This window comes from Chitinophaga sp. RCC_12 (assembly GCF_041360695.1).
Classification (GTDB): domain Bacteria; phylum Bacteroidota; class Bacteroidia; order Chitinophagales; family Chitinophagaceae; genus Chitinophaga.
This window is the reverse complement of sequence record NZ_JBFUPS010000011.1, coordinates 111,838-131,789: the sequence shown is the minus strand read 5'-3', so window position 1 is coordinate 131,789 and position 19,952 is coordinate 111,838. Positions and strand designations below refer to the sequence as shown.

16 protein-coding genes and 1 tRNA gene are annotated in these 19,952 nt (G+C 46.7%); 7 read left to right on the top strand and 10 right to left on the bottom strand.

Annotated features, from left to right (window positions below; genetic code table 11):
- Positions 1 to 34 precede the first annotated feature (34 nt).
- Positions 35 to 1,084: a tRNA preQ1(34) S-adenosylmethionine ribosyltransferase-isomerase QueA gene (gene queA / locus AB6805_RS26945; protein WP_370912534.1), complete on the top strand. Its 1,050-nt coding sequence runs from the start codon at positions 35 to 37 to the stop codon at positions 1,082 to 1,084.
- 67 nt (positions 1,085 to 1,151) lie between these two features.
- The gene (locus AB6805_RS26940; RefSeq protein ID WP_370912533.1) at positions 1,152 to 1,829 is read left to right on the top strand and encodes a 2-C-methyl-D-erythritol 4-phosphate cytidylyltransferase; all 678 of its coding nucleotides are present in this window, start codon (positions 1,152 to 1,154) and stop codon (positions 1,827 to 1,829) included.
- Between the two features lie 141 nt (positions 1,830 to 1,970).
- Here AB6805_RS26940 and AB6805_RS26935 read toward each other — a convergent pair whose 3' ends face one another.
- Together AB6805_RS26935 and radC are read right to left on the bottom strand one after the other, a co-directional pair.
- A complete protein-coding gene (locus tag AB6805_RS26935) occupies positions 1,971 to 2,957 on the bottom strand; it encodes a Gfo/Idh/MocA family protein (RefSeq protein WP_079471006.1) in 987 nt (328 codons plus the stop codon).
- A 46-nt stretch (positions 2,958 to 3,003) separates the two neighbouring features.
- Complete coding sequence (gene radC / locus AB6805_RS26930; protein ID WP_370912532.1) at positions 3,004 to 3,711, bottom strand: DNA repair protein RadC; 708 nt, start codon at positions 3,709 to 3,711, stop codon at positions 3,004 to 3,006.
- Positions 3,712 to 3,990: 279 nt separating this feature from the next.
- Between radC and AB6805_RS26925 the strand changes: the two genes are divergently transcribed.
- The 4 genes from AB6805_RS26925 (at position 3,991) to AB6805_RS26910 (ending at position 6,924) form a co-directional block, all read left to right on the top strand.
- Positions 3,991 to 4,959, top strand: coding sequence for a ribose-phosphate pyrophosphokinase (locus tag AB6805_RS26925; protein ID WP_370912531.1), 969 nt, complete (start codon positions 3,991 to 3,993; stop codon positions 4,957 to 4,959).
- A gap of 40 nt (positions 4,960 to 4,999) precedes the next feature.
- Complete coding sequence (locus tag AB6805_RS26920; protein WP_370912530.1) at positions 5,000 to 5,590, top strand: 50S ribosomal protein L25; 591 nt, start codon at positions 5,000 to 5,002, stop codon at positions 5,588 to 5,590.
- Between the two features lie 87 nt (positions 5,591 to 5,677).
- The gene (gene pth, locus AB6805_RS26915; protein WP_370912529.1) at positions 5,678 to 6,259 is read left to right on the top strand and encodes an aminoacyl-tRNA hydrolase; all 582 of its coding nucleotides are present in this window, start codon (positions 5,678 to 5,680) and stop codon (positions 6,257 to 6,259) included.
- Between the two features lie 53 nt (positions 6,260 to 6,312).
- Positions 6,313 to 6,924, top strand: coding sequence for a fumarylacetoacetate hydrolase family protein (locus AB6805_RS26910; protein WP_370912528.1), 612 nt, complete (start codon positions 6,313 to 6,315; stop codon positions 6,922 to 6,924).
- Positions 6,925 to 7,132: 208 nt separating this feature from the next.
- Here the strand turns inward: AB6805_RS26910 and AB6805_RS26905 are convergent, their stop codons facing one another.
- Positions 7,133 to 7,567 (bottom strand): MarR family winged helix-turn-helix transcriptional regulator, encoded by a 435-nt coding sequence (locus AB6805_RS26905; protein ID WP_370912527.1) that lies wholly within the window; start codon positions 7,565 to 7,567, stop codon positions 7,133 to 7,135.
- 79 nt (positions 7,568 to 7,646) lie between these two features.
- Between AB6805_RS26905 and AB6805_RS26900 the strand changes: the two genes are divergently transcribed.
- A complete protein-coding gene (locus tag AB6805_RS26900) occupies positions 7,647 to 9,776 on the top strand; it encodes a thiamine pyrophosphate-dependent enzyme (protein ID WP_370912526.1) in 2,130 nt (709 codons plus the stop codon).
- A gap of 106 nt (positions 9,777 to 9,882) precedes the next feature.
- Here the strand turns inward: AB6805_RS26900 and AB6805_RS26895 are convergent, their stop codons facing one another.
- The 7 genes from AB6805_RS26895 to AB6805_RS26865 all read right to left on the bottom strand — a co-directional run bounded on the left by AB6805_RS26895 (position 9,883) and on the right by AB6805_RS26865 (position 19,676).
- On the bottom strand, positions 9,883 to 11,514 hold the full coding sequence (locus tag AB6805_RS26895; RefSeq protein ID WP_370912525.1) for a RagB/SusD family nutrient uptake outer membrane protein: 1,632 nt from the start codon (positions 11,512 to 11,514) through the stop codon (positions 9,883 to 9,885).
- Positions 11,515 to 11,534: 20 nt separating this feature from the next.
- Positions 11,535 to 14,510 (bottom strand): SusC/RagA family TonB-linked outer membrane protein, encoded by a 2,976-nt coding sequence (locus AB6805_RS26890; protein WP_370912524.1) that lies wholly within the window; start codon positions 14,508 to 14,510, stop codon positions 11,535 to 11,537.
- 567 nt (positions 14,511 to 15,077) lie between these two features.
- The gene (locus tag AB6805_RS26885) at positions 15,078 to 15,926 is read right to left on the bottom strand and encodes a hypothetical protein (RefSeq protein ID WP_370912523.1); all 849 of its coding nucleotides are present in this window, start codon (positions 15,924 to 15,926) and stop codon (positions 15,078 to 15,080) included.
- A 283-nt stretch (positions 15,927 to 16,209) separates the two neighbouring features.
- Positions 16,210 to 16,632 carry an inner membrane protein YiaA gene (yiaA, locus tag AB6805_RS26880; RefSeq protein ID WP_370912522.1) on the bottom strand — a complete coding sequence of 141 codons (423 nt, stop codon included), beginning with the start codon at positions 16,630 to 16,632 and terminating at the stop codon, positions 16,210 to 16,212.
- A 150-nt stretch (positions 16,633 to 16,782) separates the two neighbouring features.
- Positions 16,783 to 16,854 (bottom strand) — tRNA-Met (locus tag AB6805_RS26875).
- Between the two features lie 262 nt (positions 16,855 to 17,116).
- Complete coding sequence (locus AB6805_RS26870) at positions 17,117 to 18,766, bottom strand: family 2A encapsulin nanocompartment cargo protein cysteine desulfurase (RefSeq protein ID WP_370912521.1); 1,650 nt, start codon at positions 18,764 to 18,766, stop codon at positions 17,117 to 17,119.
- A complete protein-coding gene (locus AB6805_RS26865) occupies positions 18,753 to 19,676 on the bottom strand; it encodes a family 2A encapsulin nanocompartment shell protein (RefSeq protein WP_370912520.1) in 924 nt (307 codons plus the stop codon). Before AB6805_RS26865 ends, AB6805_RS26870 begins: the two co-directional genes overlap by 14 nt.
- Positions 19,677 to 19,952: the final 276 nt, after the last annotated feature.

Sequence of the window (19,952 nt, the reverse complement as noted above, 5' to 3'; positions counted from 1 at the left end):
ACTTTGCACCTCTAAAATTTATTCATACCGTAATATGAAACTATCACAGTTCAAATTCGATCTTCCTTTAAATCTGATCGCCCAGCACCCTACCAAGACAAGAGATGAATCACGTTTAATGGTGGTACATCGTAATACCGGCAAAATTGAGCACAAAGTATTCAAGGACATCCTCGGTTATTTCAACGACAAGGATGTAATGATTGTGAACAATACAAAGGTATTTCCGGCAAGGTTATATGGCCGTAAAGAAAAAACAGGAGCAAAAATTGAGGTATTCCTGCTGCGTGAGCTGAACAAGCAAAACCGCCTGTGGGATGTAATTGTTGACCCGGCGCGTAAAATCCGCGTAGGTAACAAATTGTATTTTGGCGACGACGAGACGTTGGTAGCAGAGGTAATTGATAACACTACTTCAAGAGGCCGTACCATCCGTTTTTTATTCGAAGGTAATGATGAAGAGTTCAAACAGGTGCTTGATCAGCTGGGAGAAACGCCATTGCCTAAGTATATAAAACGCAAACCGGAAGACGAAGATAAAGAGCGTTATCAGACCGTGTATGCCAAGTACGAGGGCGCTGTAGCTGCACCTACTGCAGGTTTGCACTTCAGCCGTGAGTTGATCAAACGTTTGGAAATTAAAGGTGTTAAGTTTGCAGAAGTAACGCTGCACACGGGTTTAGGTACTTTCCGCCCTATTGAAGTGGAAGACCTGAGCAAACACAAAATGGATGCGGAGTATTTTCATATTGAAGAACACGCGGTGAAAGTGGTAAACAAAGCGAAAGAAGAAAACCGCAAGATCTGTGCTATTGGTACTACCTCTGTACGTGCTGTAGAATCTTCCGTAACTGCGCAAAACCACCTGAAAGCAGCTGAAGGATGGACGAATACGTTCATTCATCCGCCATATGATTTTGCCATTCCAAATTCATTGGTAACGAACTTCCACCTGCCTAAAACCAGCCTGCTCATCATGACCTGCGCTTTTGCAGGATATGACCTGGTCATGGAGGCTTACCAGCAGGCGATTAAAGAGAAATACCGTTTCTTCAGCTATGGTGATGCCATGCTGATCGTTTAATTACAAAGCACTTTTCGGGGATTTTCTTATTCAGCCAACTGGATAAGAAAATCCCCGATCTTTTTTTATGGAATATAAAAAAGTTGCTATCATAGTTGCCGGCGGGTCCGGTACCCGGATGCAGAGCGCTGTTCCCAAACAGTTCCTGGAGCTGTCCGGTAAACCTGTATTGTACCACACTATTGCCGCTTTTGCGACCGCCTTTCCGGATATGGAAATTGTGCTGGTGCTTCCTGAAGCTCATTTTACTTTCGCCAACCACATCCTGCAGGCTTTTGATAAACTGCCGGACATCGCCATTATAAAAGGAGGAAATACCCGCTTTCATTCTGTACAGAATGGATTGCAGCAGGTAAAACACCCGTCGGTGGTATTTGTACACGACGGGGTGCGTCCGCTGGTATCCACTACGTTGATCCGTGCCTGTTATGAAGCAGCGCTTATCCATGGTAGTGCTATCCCGGTGATTGATATGAAAGACAGTATCCGGGAGATATCAGACGGCAGCAATGCTGCTGTGGACCGCGACCGTTTCAGGATTATCCAGACGCCGCAAACATTTCTTTCGGAGTTGATCCTGCCCGCCTTTGAACTGCCCTATGATCCGTTGTTTACGGATGAAGCCACCGTAGTGGAACGGCTGGGGTATCCTGTGTATCTGCTGCCGGGAGAAGAGTCCAATATTAAAATTACGAAACCGCTTGATCTTGCTATTGCAGAAGTGTTGCTGAAGGAGCGTAGCTAAAGTGCCTGTCATAGAAGATAACGTTACCTGCGGGTAAAGCCTGCTGCTTTTGCAGTATTGGCCAAAACGACGAATGCCGTAACCCGGCGATTGGTAAGCGTATCACTGTTGCATAATTACCTCGCCGGGTTACAAGCATAACTATTTAGCGGAGGCTGTTTCAGACAGACCTTTATTTATTTTTGCGAGGATCTGGTGGGCTACATCCATTGCCTGCAGGCCGTCGATTGCATTTACGGCAACCGGTTTATTTTGCAGGATGCTGTCGCGGAACATTTCCAGTTCCATACGGATGGCATTGGATTGTTTTATTTCCGGGTTATCGATGGCGATTGTTTTTCTGCCGCTGTTGGTTTCAATATCCAGGGTAAACAAGCCTTCGTCTTCCGGTGTTTTGAGTTTGATGATCTCTGTTTTTTTATCGAGGAAATCGATGCCGATGTAAGCATCTTTCTGGAAGAGGCGCATTTTGCGCATCTTTTTCAGGGAGATACGGCTGGAAGTGAGATTGGCTACGCAGCCATTATGGAATTCGATGCGTACGTTGGCGATATCCGGCGTGTCGCTCATAACTGCTACTCCGCTGGCGGAGATGCGGCTCACGGTGGATTTCACGATGCTCAGCACGATGTCGATGTCGTGGATCATCAGGTCGAGGATAACGCTTACGTCTGTACCGCGGGGATTGAATTCTGCGAGGCGGTGTACTTCAATGAACATGGGTTTGAGATCATATCCCCGGAGTGCGAGATAAGCGGGATTGAATCTTTCCACGTGGCCTACCTGGAATTTTATATTCGCTTCTTCCACCAGTTTAACCAATGTTTTGGCTTCGTCCATGGTGTTGGTCATGGGTTTTTCCACGAATATGTGTTTGCCGTTACGGATGGCCAGTTCGCATAATTTGAAGTGCAGGGTGGTTGGCGCCACAATATCAATGGCGTCTACCGACAGTATCAGTTCTTCCGCGGTGGTATACCGCTGAATATTATATTGCTCGGAGATGCTGGCTGCATTTGCATTGTTGGGATCATAGAAGCCTACTACTTCTACGTCTTTCATAGTGGCCAGTTGAGAGAGGTGTATCTTACCTAAATGTCCTACGCCGAAGAGTCCTATTTTGAGCATATGGAAAATGAATAAATATGTGCGAAAGTAAAACACATTTCGGGATTTATATCATCCCTTCTTCCGCGAGGCTGTAATACCCGGTTTCGGATACAATGATATGATCCATTACCTGGATATCGAAGAGCATTCCCATATCTTTTATGCGGCTGGTAATCCGGAGATCGGCCTGGCTGGGGCGGAGGCTGCCGGAAGGATGGTTATGGCAGAGTAATAACTTGGTGGCGCCTGTATCCAGTGCTTCCCGGAAAATAATGCGGGGATCCACTACCGTGCTGGTGATGCCGCCGGTACTGAGGTGGCGGTAATGAAGCACTTTGTTGGCGTGGCTGAGGAACAGGACATGGAAGGTTTCATAGGGCTGGTCTGCAAGCATGGGCTTGAAAAACATAGCTGCATCCGATCCGTTGTTGATCACTGTTTTTTTATGGATGGTGCCGGCTTGCCGCCTGCGGGCCAGCTCCATAGCGGCCAGTATGGTAACAGCCTTGGCATAACCCACTCCCCGGATTTTTTGCAGCTTTTTTACGTTTATTTTTCCCAGTTCGGAGAGGTTGTTATTGGCCAGGTGCAGGATTTCCTTTGCCAGCTCAAGGGCGGATTTGCTTTTATGCCCTGTATGCAGCAGGATTGCCAGTAACTCTGCATCGCTTAGCGCAGTAGGGCCTATATTGATCAGTTTTTCTCTTGGCTTTTCATTATCCGGCCATTTATGAATAGCCAGGTGGGGAGCCGGGTTAACATCAACAAACATGACTTATTCCATTTATCCAAATATACGAACCTAACATGACACACCTGTTCTTCCAAACACATTTTTCTTTTCCTTTTACCAGGGGATCGTTATAAAATCGTTATATTCGGTACCGATCGTTATGGGAATTTTTCGGGACCTATTATCTTTTAAAACGTTATGATAATGTGACAATTATAGCTGATTTTTAACAGCTATATAATTTGTATTTGAAAAAAAATCAGGCGGGTACTCCCAAAAAATCCTAGTTTTGCAACCTCTTTTCCACTAGTATCTAGTATGCAACCTTCAGTAAAAATTTTCACAGGCAACAGTAATCCGGCATTGGCCGAGAAAATTGCCAAGAAATATGGCAAGGGTCTTAATGGCGGTCTTGGCAAAGTAAAGATTCAGAAATTCAGCGATGGGGAAATCCAGCCTGTTTTCCTGGAAAGTATCCGGGGGGACTATGTTTTCCTGATCCAGGGAACCAGTGCGCCTTCAGACAACCTGCTGGAGCTGCTGTTGATGATTGATGCTGCCAAGCGGGCTTCCGCCGGCTACATCACCGCAGTAATTCCTTATTTCGGATACGCCCGTCAGGACAGAAAAGATAAGCCCCGCGTGGCTATCGGCTCTAAACTGGTGGCTAATCTGCTTACTTCGGCAGGGGCTAACAGGGTGATAACCATGGACTTGCATGCACCTCAGATCCAGGGGTTCTTTGATATCCCGGTAGATCATCTTGATAGTTCAGCTATTTTTATTCCTTATATAGAGAATTTAAAGCTGGAAAATCTTACCTTTGCGTCCCCTGACGTAGGAAGTACCAATAGGGTACGTGAAGTAGCGTCTTACTTTAATGCTGAAATGGTTATTTGCGACAAACATCGTAAACGAGCCAATGAAATAGCATCAATGGTAGTGATAGGAGATGTGACAAACAGGGACATTGTGCTCATTGATGATATCTGCGATACTGCAGGCACACTTTCAAAAGCCGCCAACCTGTTAATGGAAAAAGGCGCCCGGAGTGTACGTGCTTTTTGTACCCATCCCGTTTTCAGCGGAAATGCGTACGAAAATATCGAGAAATCAGTACTGCAGGAGATAGTGGTATGTGATACCATTCCTATCAAACCACAGGCAGCCGGTTCCAAGATCAAGGTGATATCTGTTGCAGAGCTTTTTGCGGTAGCCATCCGTAATATGCACGAAAACAAATCAATTACCAGCCTGTTTATTCACAGTCACCGCCGGGGAGATTGATAACATAGTATTTTAATAATCAATATAAATTGTCTAAACAATGAACACAATAACCATCGAAGGACAACTCAGGAGCGAATTCGGCAAAAAAGCCACCCGCCAGATCCGTTCTGAGGAACAAGTGCCTTGCGTTATTTACGGGGGTGCAGAAACTGTTAATTTTTCAGCTCCTGCCAAAGCATTCAAAACACTGGTTTACACTGCAGCTTTCCAGATTGCAGAAATTAAACTGGGTGCTAAAACTTACAGATGCGTATTGAAAGATATGCAGTTTGATGTAGTTACTGATGCACTTGCTCACATCGATTTCATGGAACTGGTAGAAGACAAACAGGTTGCTGTTACCATTCCTATTAAACTGGTTGGTTCTTCTGCAGGTGTTAAAGCCGGCGGTAAACTGGTTAGCAAACTGAAAGCGCTGAAAGTAAAGGCTTTACCTAAGCACCTGGTTGAAAATATCGAAGTTAACATCGATAACCTGGAACTAAACGCGAACATCCGTGTAGAAGACGTGAAAATTGAAGGTGTTGAAATCACCAACTCTCCGCGTATTCCAATCGCTTCTGTGGTAATGACCCGTCAGCTGCGTCAGGAAGAAGCAACTGCTGAAAAAGATGCTAAAAAGAAATAATCTTTTAGATATATTTTTCCAAAAAGCCTCTCTACTTTTAGAGGGGCTTTTTAATTTTGGAAATCTCCAGGTACGAAAACGACCCGTATGAAATACTTAATAGCAGGATTAGGCAATATCGGCGAGGAATACCGGCATACCCGTCATAATATAGGTTTTGATGTGGTAGATGATTTTGTTGCCAGGCATAAAGCCTCCTTCCGGAACGACCGGCTCGCCGATGTGGCGGAATGTAAATGGAAAGGGAAAACGTTTATTGTTATTAAGCCCACCACTTACATGAACCTGAGCGGTAAGGCTATCAAATACTGGCTGGATAAGGAAAAGATCCCCGTGGAAAACCTGCTTGTGATCCTCGACGACCTGGCCCTTCCGCTGGATGTGCTCCGCTTACGTCCCGGTGGCAGTGATGCCGGGCATAACGGCCTGAAAAGCATCCAGGAATCCCTGGGCACCAACCAGTATCCCCGCCTGCGTTTCGGGGTAGGTAATAATTATCCCAAAGGCCGTCAGGTGGAATTTGTACTCAGTAAATGGAAAAATACAGAAGAACGGATTGTGGAAGAGAAAATATGGAAATGTTCGGATATCATTGAAAGTTTTGCCAGTATCGGCATTGCCCGTACTATGAACGACAGTAATAAACTGACCTTCCCATCCGTGAAATAAATTTGTTCATCTGGTCCCTATCTGCTTTTTTTATACTTTAAAACAAACGCATTATGAAAATTATTTGCGTAGGCAGGAATTATGCCGACCATGCCAGGGAGTTGAAGAATGAAGTGCCCACAGAACCGGTGTTATTTATGAAACCAAAGAATGCGTTGCTGCAAAACGGGCACCCATTTTATTACCCCGAATTTACCACCAACCTGCACTACGAATGCGAACTGGTACTCAGGGTGAGCAAAAACGGTAAACATATCCAGGAAAAGTTTGCAGATAAATACTACGATCATATCTCCGTAGGTATCGATTTTACCGCCCGGGATCTGCAGGATAAGCAAAAGGCGAAGGGATTACCCTGGGAAATTGCCAAAGCTTTCGATAACTCCGCAGTAGTAGGCAATTTCATCCCTATTACCCCGGAAATGGATAAAAAAGACATCAATTTCTGCCTGTATAAAAACAAGGCATTGGCGCAATCCGGTAATACGCAGGACCTTTTGTTCTCCTTCGATTTCCTGGTAGCCTATATTTCCCGCTTCTTTACCCTGAACATAGGGGATCTCATTTTTACAGGTACCCCTGCCGGCGTAGGACCAACGGAAATCGGAGACGACTTCGAGGCATTTATTGAAAACGACAGCCTGCTGGAATTTTCTGTTAGATAGCGCGTAGGTTGTCTTTCTCAGGATTACGCTGATTTTGCTGATTAGCTGGATTTTTACTTTTGGATTTTATAAAGGATTATGGGAGATAGAAGCGGATATATTCGCTCTTATCTCCCATAATTATTAAATCTAAAAATCAAAAAAAATCCAAAAGTAAAAATCCAGCTAATCAGCAAAATCAGCGTAATCCTGAGAAAGACAAAATTCGCTATGGAATATTTGCGTAAATCGTGTCCAGGATCCGCGTTAACTCGGCATAATCCGTTTCTGTCAGCGTTTTCCAGCCAATTTTACGCATATCGTATACCAGCGACTTTACATCTTTATATTTTTCCACTCCGTCCGGGGTGAGTTGTAAATATACCTTCCGGCGGTCGTACACATCGGCTTCCCTTTTTACCAGCCCTTTTTTTACCAGCAGCTCAATGATGCGGGAAATGGTGGTAATATCCTTTGAGGTATTACGGGCCAGCTCGTTATGGGTGGTTTTTTTGTGTTTATACAGGTTCTCAATCAGCAACCACTGATCCACTGTAATGTCCTTCTGTTGGGCATCAAACGTTTTTTGCCAATAGTTGCGCAATTTTTTGAGCGTAGCATCCAACTTAAAAAAAGAGGGATTACTGACGAAAGTATCAGGCATATTAATTAATTTGCATTAGCAACTGTTGCTATGGCAACTATTGTTTTTAAATTACCATCATCACCAAAACAGTCTTACTGTGTTTAAAGATAACACAAGCGTTTCAACTTTAAAAACGCCGGCCACCAACAGGGGTGGTAACGCCGGCGAACGGGCGGAGTTATTAACGGCCTGGCGATTGATGTGTGAAGCCGGCAGTATGGCCGCTATCTATGAGGCAAACCGGCAAATCTGCAAATATGTTCACTCCACTTCCCGTGGACATGAAGCCATACAAATAGCCACCGGCCTGCAATTGCGGCCGTGGGACTTTGTAAGCCCCTATTACCGGGATGAGAGCATGTTGCTCGCTATCGGTTTTACTCCTTATGAACTAATGCTCCAATTGCTGGCGAAAGGAGAAGATCCTTTTTCCGCCGGAAGATCTTATTACAGTCACCCTAACAACAGAGCGGCCGGTAAGCCGCAGATTCCCCACCAGAGCAGCGCCACCGGTATGCAGGTAATCCCCACCACCGGCATGGCCCAGGGACTGCAATACCTGGAACAAATACATTCTCCCCTGCTGAAAACAGGGCCGGATGGGGAATTGCCGGTAGTGATCTGCTCCCTCGGAGATGGCAGCGTAACAGAAGGAGAGGTGAGCGAAGCCCTGCAATTCGCTGTTTTGAAACAGCTGCCGGTAATTTACCTGGTACAGGACAACGATTGGGGTATCTCCGCCACGGCGGCAGAAGTAAGAACAATGGATGCATATGAATATGCCGCCGGGTTTAAAGGCCTGGAGCGCATGCGGGTAGACGGCAGCGACTTCACCGCCAGCTATGCCGCGATGGAAACCGCTATCAGTTATGTAAGACAAGAACGACGGCCCATACTGGTACAGGCAAATGTACCCCTGCTGGGACATCATACTTCCGGCGTGCGAAAAGAATGGTACCGCTCCGCGGAAGACCTGGAAAAGCATGCAGCCAATGATCCGGTCCCTAAAATGAGAGCGCTGCTGTTGAAACACGGCATTACTCCGGAGGAGCTGGACAAAATTGAGCAGACCGCCGTGGCCGATATAAAGGCAGCATTTGACAAGGCTGTACAGGCCCCGGAACCATTGCCTGAAACGGTGCAGGAGCATGTATTTGCGCCTGCATTGGTAACAGCCGAAAGTGGTACCCGCATACCAGCCGGTAAAACCAAAGTAGTAATGGTAGATGCCGCCCTTCACGCTGTGGAAGAGATTATGCAGCAGTATCCGGAAGCTATTTTATTTGGGCAGGATGTAGGCGTAAGATTGGGAGGCGTGTTCCGCGAAGCGGCGACCCTGGGCGAAAAATTCGGACCACACCGCGTATATAACACCGCGATACAGGAAGCGTACATTATTGGCGCTACTGCAGGTCTATCTGCCGTAGGCGTAAAACCCATTGTGGAAGTACAGTTTGCCGATTATATCTACCCTGGATTCAATCAACTGGTTACAGAAATATCAAAGTCGTGTTACCTGAGCAATGGTAAATTTCCCGTACAAACCCTTATCCGCGTTCCGGTGGGCGCCTATGGCGGTGGTGGCCCTTATCATTCCGGCAGTGTGGAATCCACTTTGTTAAGCATTAAGGGAATCAAAGTGGTGTATCCCTCCAATGCTGCCGATATGAAAGGACTGATGAAAGCCGCATTCCTGGATCCCAACCCGGTAGTGATGCTGGAACATAAAGGATTGTACTGGAGCAAAGTGCCCGGTACACTCGATGCCATGACCATAGAACCAGCAGCTGATTACCTGCTGCCGTTAGGGAAAGGAAATATAATACAACGCGCACATCCAAAAGATACTGCCCAGGGCAATGCACTTTGCATTATTACCTACGGAATGGGCGTTTACTGGGCCAAAGCTGCTGCTAAGGCCTATCCCGGCCAGGTAACCATAGTGGACCTGCGCACCCTTTTCCCATTGGATGAAGAACTGGTATTTGACATGGTGAAGCAACACGGGAAATGCCTGATCCTTACAGAAGAACAACTCAATAATTCTTTTGCACAGGCATTGGCAGGACGCATTCAGCAAACATGCTTCCGGTTCCTCGATGCTCCTGTATTTACGGTGGGCGCGCTGGATTTGCCGGCAGTGCCGCTTAACACCGGCCTGGAAGCAGCCATGTTGCCAACGCCCGGGAAAGTAGCAGCTGCTATCAGCGAACTGCTAGCCTATTGACCATCACGATACTAAATTGAAAACGGCCATCTCAATTAAGAGACGGCCGTTTTGGGTTTTCCGCATCCAGGTTAAAGTCGTTTACTACTTTACCCTAACCAGTTTATCAGTAACCAGGGTTTTGAACCAGGTTAGGATTAATACTTGTTTGTTTGAAAGGAATCGGGAACAGCTTGTACTTATCAGCAGATGGCTGATGATCCCACCAGGTGGCAGTGGTAAATTTGCCAAAGCGGATCAGATCCGAACGGCGTTTACCTTCAAAGATGAACTCACGGCCTCTTTCAGCAAGCAGTTCATTCATGGTGAGCGTAGTAGGGGTATAAGCCTCTGCTGCCCAGTCTTCCGCTTTGAAAGCACGCTTTTTACAGGTGTTGATAAGATCTACCGCATCCTGTGTTGCGATGCCGTTATTTTTTCTCATCAGTGCTTCCGCCTTGTTGAAATAAATTTCTGTCAAACGGTATAATACAAAGTCGTTGCCCCAATAGTTAGGATCGCTCTGTGTGCCGGGAACATATTTCGCGAAACGTGCGCCGCTGTTCTCTTCACCCTGTGTCATGCCACCGGCGCCGCTTTCTCCTTCTGTGTTTCTGCGGATTTCTTTCACAAATACAAGTGGTTTTCCATTGTATTCTTCTGTGCCGAGTACCAAACTGTCTGCAACGCTGGTGCGTAGTGCCGGATCTTTTTTCTGAGGTCCGATCAGCATCCACTTTTGCTTGCGGAGATCATTGTCTTTATACGCATCATAAGCAGTAGGAACCACAACGATACTGTTGTTTCCATCTACGTCTGCGTTGTAGACCTGGCGTTGACGGTAGTGCCAGAAATCACCTTGCCATCCGAAGCGGGAGTTGCCGGCTCTCAGGTCATAGGCGAGCTGGAACAGGTCTTCCGGGGAGGTATTGTTGTTGTTGGCAAAAGCGCGGAAAATATCCGGTTCCAGTGCGGGCACAGCGCCGCTCAGGGAGCCGCCGTCGCCTGCAATGATCTTATTGCAATAGTTGATACAGTCGTCCCAGCGTGGGGTGCCTGTCCATTCCTGTGCGTTGAGATACAGCTCTACCAGCATCGCATAGCCGCCCGCTTTGGTAACGCGGCCTACCATGTCTGCGGATAATGGTTTCAGCAATTCCACATTTTCTTTCAGTTCTTTTTCAACGAACTCAAATACTTCTTTGCGGGTTTTGGTAGCCGGAGATGCCGGTGTACCTACTTCTGTTACGATGGGAATGTTACCATAGAGGTCCATCAGTTTCAGGTAATGCCATGCGCGCACCACTTTTGTTTCTGCAATAAAGGAGGCTTTGTCTTCATTGGTCATACCAATTTTGGTGAAGTCCATCGCCGCCAGATCTACCAGTGTATTGTTACAGAAGCCCATTCCCCAGTACATCAGTCTCCACGGGTTCCAGGCATTGTCTTCATTGGCAATCCAGGTATGGTTATGCAGGCGGATCCAGTTACCGCCATCATAACCGTGTTTGCCTTTCTGCGGCCATGCCAGCTGATCGGCGGAGAGCTCCTGCAGGCGCCAGTAGCCGGTTTGACCGGTAGGAGCGGCCCATGCGCCGGCATGCGTAAACGGACGCAGTACGGCAGACAGTACTTCTTCTTTATTATGATAAAAATTATCTGAAATAATTTCGCTGTATGGTTTTTCATCGAGCTTGGTGCAGGCGCTCAATCCGAGGGCCAGCAGGGCTGCGCTGATATATGCTTTATTTTTTTTCATACGTTACAATTTTGCTGCTTTTAAAATCCAAGGTTCAATCCGATAGTGTAGGAGCGGGTGCGTGGATAAAATCCTCTTCCATCAATACCGGAATCCAGCGCGGTATCCTGCAGTTCGGGATCAAGACCGCTGTATTTGGTGATGGTGGCGATGTTACGGCCGCTCGCATACACGCGCAGGTTGCGGATATATTTGGTTTTTAGTTTGAAATTATAACCGAGGGTGATGTTATCCAGTTTCACGAAATCGCCTTTTTCCAGGTAGTAGTCAGAGAACTGTGGATCGTCATTCAGCTTATCATTTTTACCGATAGCAGATGATAACATGTTATTCGGTTTCCATTTTTTATTACCGAAGTACATATCCTGCAGGTTCAGGATATCGAAACCGAATTTGCCGCGGAAGAGGATACTCAGGTCAAAGTTCTTGTAACGGAAAGTATTGTTCCAGGAAGCCATGTACTTGGGAATACCATTTCCGATCACTGTTTTGTCGTCCGGATTGATTTCAGAAGTAGTGGCTTTACTGCCATCTTTTTTATAGAACTGCCATTTGCCGTCGTCGGTAAGACCGGCGTAGCGGTAGCCATAGAAAGTGCCGAGCGGACCGCCTTCTACTACGCGGATGGCCTGACCAAGATTACCCGGAGATGGGAGATCGCCATAAAACTGTTCAGTGGCTTTATAAATCTGGTTGGAGAATGACACCATTTTATTCCGCTGGGAATTGAAGGCGAGATCACTGTTCCAGGAAAAATCTTTGCTTCTTACCGGTACCGCATTGATCACTACTTCCACCCCGTTGTTGGAGATTTCCCCTACGTTGGTGAAGATATTATCCAGGATATTGGAGGGCAGCTGTGCCGTGTAGTTGAATAACAGGTCTTCTGTTCTACGGCTGTATACATCAACGGAACCGCCGATTCTGTTTTTCAGCAGGGAGAAGTCAAGACCCACGTTGAACTCTTTCTTCTTTTCCCATCTCAGGTCCGGGTTTGGATTTTTATTGGGACCATAAGTCTGGATCCATTTACCATACTGGAGGTAAGCGCCCCCTGTTCCCAATGTGATCAGGGATTGGTAGTTAGGAATACCCTGGTTACCGGTAACACCATAGCCGGCACGCAGTTTCAGGTGGTTGATAACGGTGAGGTCCTGCATGAAGGCTTCTTTTGAAATCACCCATCCGGCGGATACTGCAGGGAAGTTACCCCATTTGTAGTTGGCACCGAAGCGGGAAGAACCTTCATGGCGCAGGATAGCCTGCAACATGTATTTCTGTTTGTAGTTATAGTTTATCCTGCCGAAGAATGCAATGAGGGTGTTGTCTACCTTGTTGCTGCTCTGTGTAGGGCGTGGCAGTTTTGGATCATTTAAGGCGTTACCTGCAGAGATGTTCCAGTCTTCAAATGCATCGGTGAGGAAACCATTGTTATCCATGGCATACTTTTCCAGGGTGCTGTACTGATAGCTGTAGCCACCGAGCACATTGAATGTATGGTCTGAATTGATTGTTTTTGTATAGTCTACCGTAGCTTCAAAAGTTTTATCCATAGCGGCGGAATTGGCTTTATACGCATAACCGCCACCCTGGAAGTCCTGGATGGAAGAGCGGGAAGCCTTCATTTTATACTGGCGGTCGGTATATTCATCGCGGACAATAGCGCCGAAGGCAGAAAATTTCAAATCCTGAATAGGCTCCAGCGTTATACGTGCATCTCCTGAATAGGTTTTCTGATCCCTTTCGTATAATTCCTGCTGTAAGCGGGCCAGTGGATTGTAGTTGTTGAAACCGTTTGTTTCAACATATTTACCATCAGGTCCAAAGATTGGAGCAGTAGGATTCCGTTGTACTGCCTGCTCAAAATCGGCGCCTGGGTTGCCGGCTTTGTTATCACCGTCACCGCTGTTTCCACCGTTTAAGTTGGCTTTACTGAAATTGCCTGCCAGGTTGAACTGCATGGTGAGCATGCCTTGTAAGCCGGTCTGGTTTACATTTACCCTTCCGCCGTATTGTTTACGGCCGTTTTCGAGGGCAATACCATTGGCATCGTTGTAATAAAGGGATGCGCGGTAGTTGCTGTTGGCAGTACCACCGGAGGCCGCGAAGTTGTGGTAATGACTAAGGTTGTTTTTGTCGAGCAGGAGATCATACATATCCACATCGGCGCCCTGGTCGTTGGTAGCGCCAGCCACTTTTACATATTCTGCTGCGCTGAGTATGCTGGGCCTTTTGGCTACTGCTTCGCGTTGCAGGTAGGTAGAGTAAGTATACTGCGGGTCACCTGCTTTACCTTTTTTGGTAGTGATGAGGATTACCCCGTTGTTACCGCGGGTACCATAAATAGCTGCTGCGGAACCGTCTTTCAATACGTCGAAAGTGGCGATATCGTCCTGTTGCAGCAGATCGAGGTTGCCTCCGGGAATACCATCCACAACGATCAGCGGCTTCATGTCACCGGATATGGAGCTGATACCCCTGATCTGTATAGAAGCGCCGCTGTTGGGGTTATTCCCCTGGGTCCTGGTAACGGATAAGCCGGCTACTTTACCTTGGATCAGATCCATTGGAGAGCGGGAGCCGCCCTGGTTGAAGTTTTCCGCCTTTACGGTGGCTACTGAAGTGGTTACTTCATTTCTTTTTTGGGTACCATAACCCACTACTACTACGTCTTGCAGCGACTTTACGGAAGCTGCCAGTTTTACATTCATGGCAGTAGCTGATGCCGGCACTTCCTGGGGGAGGTAACCAACAAAAGTAAATATCAGCACGGCATTTTCCGGTGCCTGCAGCGTAAAGGTACCATCGGGTTTGGTGATGGTTCCGCTGCTGGTTCCTTTTATCTGAACAGATACACCGGGAATTGCGGCGTTGTCATTGGCATCCGTTACTTTTCCGGATACGGTTTTGCCTTGTGAAAAGGCAAACAGCGAGAAGAGCATCAGTACCATACTGGCAAAGCAGGTCCGTGCCCAAAACGTGGATCGTTTGTGCATATACGTTAATTGAAGTTGGTTAATAAAGAAAAGCCTGGTATGCTTACTAGAAAAAACGATTTAGCAATAAGCCTACAGGCTGATTTTTAAAATTTTTCAGATACTGGTTTAATCATTTAAATAGTGAAAAATATCTCCTGAATGAAGATGCTGCCTGGTTTCCGGTCAGGCATGCCATGGTTCCCATTATATTCGCATAAGCAAAATGTACGATCCTTACAGTACTGTTTTAGTCAGTAGTATATCGATTTAGCAAACAATAAGAATAACAAGTTCAGTTAGCTTTTTTACCTGGAATATATTTTAATTACTATATTTTTTTTCGTTCATACGCGGTGTGTAATGCATAGATTTCCCGGCGCCTATCATAGTCTCCGTTAAAAAATCGATTTAGCAATAGGTTCCAAAAAAAAGATTCATGGGAATCTTTTATTAAATAACAAGTCAAATAACGCAGCACATTTTCTCTTGCCCGGAATAAAAGTAATATTTATTTGTATTAAATGAAATCATTTTTAACATTTTTTTTTGAGATCGGGGTCAAACGGAGGGATATTACCGGATCAATCACCGGCTGTACATATCGCTGATTTCTTTCAGGATTTCATAGACGGCTTGCTGATTACCTTCGTTGTAGCGCCTGGCCCAGAAAGAAACCAGCCAAACGGTCATCCGGCGTGCATTCAGATCGTTGTTATTCAGAGAAGGATCTACGCGGTTCATGCTGTTTAACACCTGTCTGACCTCTCCAATGAAATTTTCTGACAGGCCATGATCAGTACTGACGGCCATCTTTATATAGAGTTTTTCCAGCTGTGCCGTTACATTTTCATTTGCCTGGAGCGCGCTATACGTGAGCAATAACTTTTCCACATAATAACGTGCCGCGGAACGTTGGTAAGTATTATACGGCAGCATTTCGTATAACAGGTTTTTATACCGGGCGAAGGATTCATGCAGCCGGGCTTCGTCCCGGCCAGTCCAGGAAAATTGCCGGATAGCGGACTCTAATCCACGATTTTTCGTATAGGCGGTTGTGTTATACGGATCTTCCGATTCTCCTTCATAATACAGCGGTTGTACATATGAATGCCACATCAGCGCGAGATCAAAAGTTTGTCTTTTTTTCACCACATGGCTGTCCAGTTGCAGTTGTTCATGCAACAGGTAGGCAGTGGCATCCCGGAGCTGGGAAACGCTGAGTGGAAATTCTGCTGCTGTCTTCATTTCATAGGTAACGCTGTCTACCGCCACTGCAGCTTGTACTGCCGCTTCATCCAGCACAACAGCGGCAGCTGCTCCGGCTTTGTCATTTGACTCCGGCTGGTTGCTTTTACGCACAGTTCGCACTGCAATAAAAATAACCACTATTGCTGCAATACCTGCGGTAATGGCAGTATAGATCTTGTTTCCCATATGGATAAAAAGGTTAACTATCAACAAATATATTATAATATGGCGCAAAAAAAAGTGATTAGCAGGAATACTGTTAATCACTTCAGGAGATGTATTATAAGGGATTGGAGGATAGATATAATATTTGATGCCCTGTTTAAGTAGGTGTCCACAGGGTGATAATGTAAATGTACCGCCGCAGCAATTGCTGTGGAAGACGATTCAGGAAAAATATTTATAGATTCCGGAAAAAGAGGGAGGGGAGTAACAGGGAGACTAACCAGTCTCCCTGTAAAAGAAAGTATCAGATATCGCCGGAAACGGGACCGTTGCCTGCTTTCGCGGCCTGGCTGTCGCGGGTATTTTTCTGTACCGTGATGGCACCGAAAACACTCAGCAAAAATGCAAATGCGTAAAAACCTTTTTCACTTGGTGCAAGGGTGGCATTCCATAGTCCGATAGTAAGCAACAGGATGGTGAGCAACATGGACACCCAGCTGAGACCATAGTAAATGTCGGTTACCGGAACGCCTTCAATCCTGTCGCGCACGCACTTCTGGACAGATACCGCTGCGAACAGGCCGTACATTAAAACGGTGAAGTAATATCCTTTTTCATTCAGTTGCATAGTGGATGCATTCCACAGGCCGATGATGAAGCCCAGGATACCTGCAAATACTGCTACCCAGGAGGCGGCAATAAATGCCATTGATGGTTTTTGTTTCATTGAGTAATAAAATTTGTTTAGGGATTGGGTTGATGGCTAACAAAAACTGCTTTCAGGTATTGATGGCCTGTTGTAATAATACTATTTATTTTCGATCTGTTGTGGTATAAAAAAAGTCCTGCACTTTCAGTACAGGACTTTTACTTTTTGTAGCGAGGAGCGGATTCGAACCACTGACCTTCGGGTTATGAGCCCGACGAGCTACCTCTGCTCTACCTCGCATTGTGGAGTGCAAATGTAGGTAAATAATTTAAACCACAAAATTTAAATGTTGTTTTTTATGAGCACAGCCGCATGTTTCAGGGCAATGAGGTTTTTGCGCGGAAAAACAGATCCGGTATAATGTAGTGCCCTAGCGCATTTGAGGGAATTGGTCTGGCGCTTCTCTTTTATTTTCTGTGAGATGAAAAAATATTTTTATAGAAGAGATGACTAATAGTTTGATATGAATAAACTGCCAGCCATCTCTTCTTTCTAAAAAAAATTATATCCTGCTTCTTCGTAATCTTAATAAAGTATTTACGAGCGTATCAATATCCGCACAACTATTGTAGAATGCCAGTGATGGCCTCACGGTGCTTTCCACGCCAAACCTGCGAAGGATGGGCTGTGCGCAATGATGGCCGGATCTTACTGCAATTCCTTCCTGGTTGAGCGCCGCACCTACCTGTTCAGTTGTGAAATCTTTGAATACAAAAGACAACACGCTTGTTTTATCGGGAGCGGTACCTATCAGGCGTAAACCAGGTACGTCTTTCAATAACTGTGTGGCATATACGAGGAGGTAATGTTCATACTGGTATATAACATCAATGCCTATATGATTTACGTAATCAATGGCAGCGCCTAGTCCTACGGCGTCGGCTATGTTGCCGGTACCGGCTTCAAAGCGCCCGGGGGCGGCGTGGTATTGGGTATGTTCAAAGGTTACATCTTTGATCATATTACCGCCACCCTGCCAGGGTTGTGTTTCATTCAGCAATGCCTCTTTGCCGTACAATACGCCGATGCCGGTGGGGCCAAAAACTTTGTGCCCGGAAAATACGTACCAGTCGCAGTTGAGCCGCTGTACATCAGCGCGCATATGCGATACCGCCTGGGCGCCGTCTACCAGCACTTTAGCGCCGGCCTGGTGGGCGAGTTCCACTATTTGCTGCGCAGGTGTAACGGTGCCGAGTGCATTGGATACCTGTGTAAAAGACACCAGCTTTGTTTTAGCGCCAAGCAGTTTCTGGTATTCAGAAAGTATGATCTGCCCGTCGTCATCCACCGGAATTACTTTTATCACCAATCCTTTTTTGGCTGCCAGTTGTTGCCACGGTACAATGTTGGCATGATGCTCCAGGTGGCTCAGAATAATTTCATCGCCAGCCTGCAGGAATTGTTCGCCCCAGCTTTTGGCTACGAGGTTAATAGCTTCCGTGGCGCCGCGAACAAATACGATTTCATTCACAGAGGCAGCATTCAGGAAGGCCCTTACCTTTTCGCGGGCACCTTCATAAGCATCTGTGGCGCGTGCTGCCAGTTCATGAGCGGCGCGGTGAATATTTGAATTTTCATGTTCATAAAAATAGCTGATCCGTTCAATGACACTCCGCGGCTTCTGTGTAGTGGCGGCATTATCCAGCCATATCAGCCGGCGGCCGTTCACCTGCTCCTGCAATATGGGGAAGTCCGCCCTCACCCGGTTGATATCCAGCGGAGGCTGGGTGGCGCCGGTGATACCTGCTGCTTTTTCTGGTAAGAAATAGTAGGAGGTGCCTGCGGAAGGCAGCTGCGATGTATAGGTGGATGACGGTATACTTTTCAGCGCCCGTTGCAGTTCCTGTTCAAAAGAAGGATCATAGGCCGTTGTTGGATGCGTGAGCGCAGCCGGTGAAATACCACTGCCTGCCACAGAAGCTGGAATGCCGCCGTTACCGGAAAAGTGAGGATCCGGTAAACTGGTAGGCGCCTGCGTAACATCCGTTACGCTTCCCTGTTGCAGCAGCGGGTCCTGGATGGGGGCAGCAGATGCGTAGCCTGCGGAAGGCGCATCATTACCGGATTGCAGGGAGGAAAACAACTGGTTGGCCAGTTTTTCCAAAGCGGCAATATCCGGTAATCCATCGGATTGGAAATTATTTGTATTCATGGTACTTGCCTATTTCTACATCATCCAAAACAGCAATGGCATCGTCTACCAATACTGCCAGTGAACAGTAAAGGGATACGAGATAGGAAGCAATGGCCTGATGGTTAATGCCCATGAAGCGCACAGATAACCCGGGCGACTGTTCTCCCGGTAAGTTAGGCTGGTACAAGCCAACTACTCCCTGCCTGCTTTCGCCGGTGCGTAAAAGAATGATCTTGGATTTTCCGTTTTCGATAGGCACTTTATCGGATGGTATCAGCGGAATGCCGCGCCAGGTAATGAATTGAGAGCCAAAAAGGGAAACGGTGGGAGGAGGTACGCCCCGCCTGGTGCATTCCCGGCCAAAGGCGGCAATGGTGAGCGGATGCAGTAAAAAGAAACCCGGCTCCTTCCATACTTTGGTGATAAGTTCATCCAGGTCGTCCGGAGTAGGCGCGCCGGTGCGTGTTTTAATACGCTGCGAGGCCACTACGCTGTTCAGCAAACCATATTCCTTGTTGTTAATCAGTTCGCTTTCCTGCCTTTCCTTAATGGTTTCAATGATCAGCCGCAACTGCTCGCTGATCTGGTTGTAAGGCTTGCTGTAGAGGTCCGACACGCGGGTATGTACATCCAGCACGGTGTTCACTGCACTGAGATTGTACTCACGTGGGCTATCAATGTAATCCACAAAAGTTTGCGGCAGTTCGCGTTCATCCCTTCCGGAACAATCCACGGTTACATTGCTTTCATCTTTTACTTTGTTAAGCCTGTACACGCCCGATTCTACCGGGATCCAGCTCATTAATCGCGTGAGCCAGCGGGGGGTAATGGTAGACATTTGCGGGACCGTACGGGTGGCAATGGCAAGCTGTCTTGCGGCGACGTCGCCTAGTGCGGTCTGAACTTTCTGTTGAGTTTCATCAGCCATGTGGGGATCAGTTTTTGAATTTTAAATAATTGTGGTGTCATTGACCGGGAGCAAAAATGTGTGGTGGCTCATTTTCACTCCCGCCGGTGGGTTTAATAGCAGTTAAATTAAGCCTTTTTGTTTAATTATCGGGCACATTTTTAATCTGGGCGCGGGGCAGGTAAGCACCTGTGCAGGAAGGTGTTGCCCGTAGAAATATTATTTATACTTTTACGACAAATGTGGGTCAGCATTTACCGGCCTGGAAACAAAGCCACGGCGGTAATATGTAACAGT

Bases quoted from the DNA above. Each gene is read 5' to 3' on its own strand.
- AB6805_RS26890 (WP_370912524.1), bottom strand. From the start codon at position 14,510: ATGCACAAACGATCCACGTTTTGGGCACGGACCTGCTTTGCCAGTATG.
- AB6805_RS26865 (WP_370912520.1), bottom strand. From the start codon at position 19,676: ATGGCTGATGAAACTCAACAGAAAGTTCAGACCGCACTAGGCGACGTC.
- AB6805_RS26910 (WP_370912528.1), top strand. From the start codon at position 6,313: ATGAAAATTATTTGCGTAGGCAGGAATTATGCCGACCATGCCAGGGAG.
- pth (WP_370912529.1), top strand. From the start codon at position 5,678: ATGAAATACTTAATAGCAGGATTAGGCAATATCGGCGAGGAATACCGG.
- yiaA (WP_370912522.1), bottom strand. From the start codon at position 16,632: ATGAAACAAAAACCATCAATGGCATTTATTGCCGCCTCCTGGGTAGCA.
- AB6805_RS26870 (WP_370912521.1), bottom strand. From the start codon at position 18,766: ATGAATACAAATAATTTCCAATCCGATGGATTACCGGATATTGCCGCT.
- radC (WP_370912532.1), bottom strand. From the start codon at position 3,711: ATGTTTGTTGATGTTAACCCGGCTCCCCACCTGGCTATTCATAAATGG.
- AB6805_RS26935 (WP_079471006.1), bottom strand. From the start codon at position 2,957: ATGCTCAAAATAGGACTCTTCGGCGTAGGACATTTAGGTAAGATACAC.
- AB6805_RS26920 (WP_370912530.1), top strand. From the start codon at position 5,000: ATGAACACAATAACCATCGAAGGACAACTCAGGAGCGAATTCGGCAAA.
- AB6805_RS26940 (WP_370912533.1), top strand. From the start codon at position 1,152: ATGGAATATAAAAAAGTTGCTATCATAGTTGCCGGCGGGTCCGGTACC.
- AB6805_RS26895 (WP_370912525.1), bottom strand. From the start codon at position 11,514: ATGAAAAAAAATAAAGCATATATCAGCGCAGCCCTGCTGGCCCTCGGA.
- AB6805_RS26885 (WP_370912523.1), bottom strand. From the start codon at position 15,926: ATGGGAAACAAGATCTATACTGCCATTACCGCAGGTATTGCAGCAATA.
- AB6805_RS26905 (WP_370912527.1), bottom strand. From the start codon at position 7,567: ATGCCTGATACTTTCGTCAGTAATCCCTCTTTTTTTAAGTTGGATGCT.
- AB6805_RS26925 (WP_370912531.1), top strand. From the start codon at position 3,991: ATGCAACCTTCAGTAAAAATTTTCACAGGCAACAGTAATCCGGCATTG.
- queA (WP_370912534.1), top strand. From the start codon at position 35: ATGAAACTATCACAGTTCAAATTCGATCTTCCTTTAAATCTGATCGCC.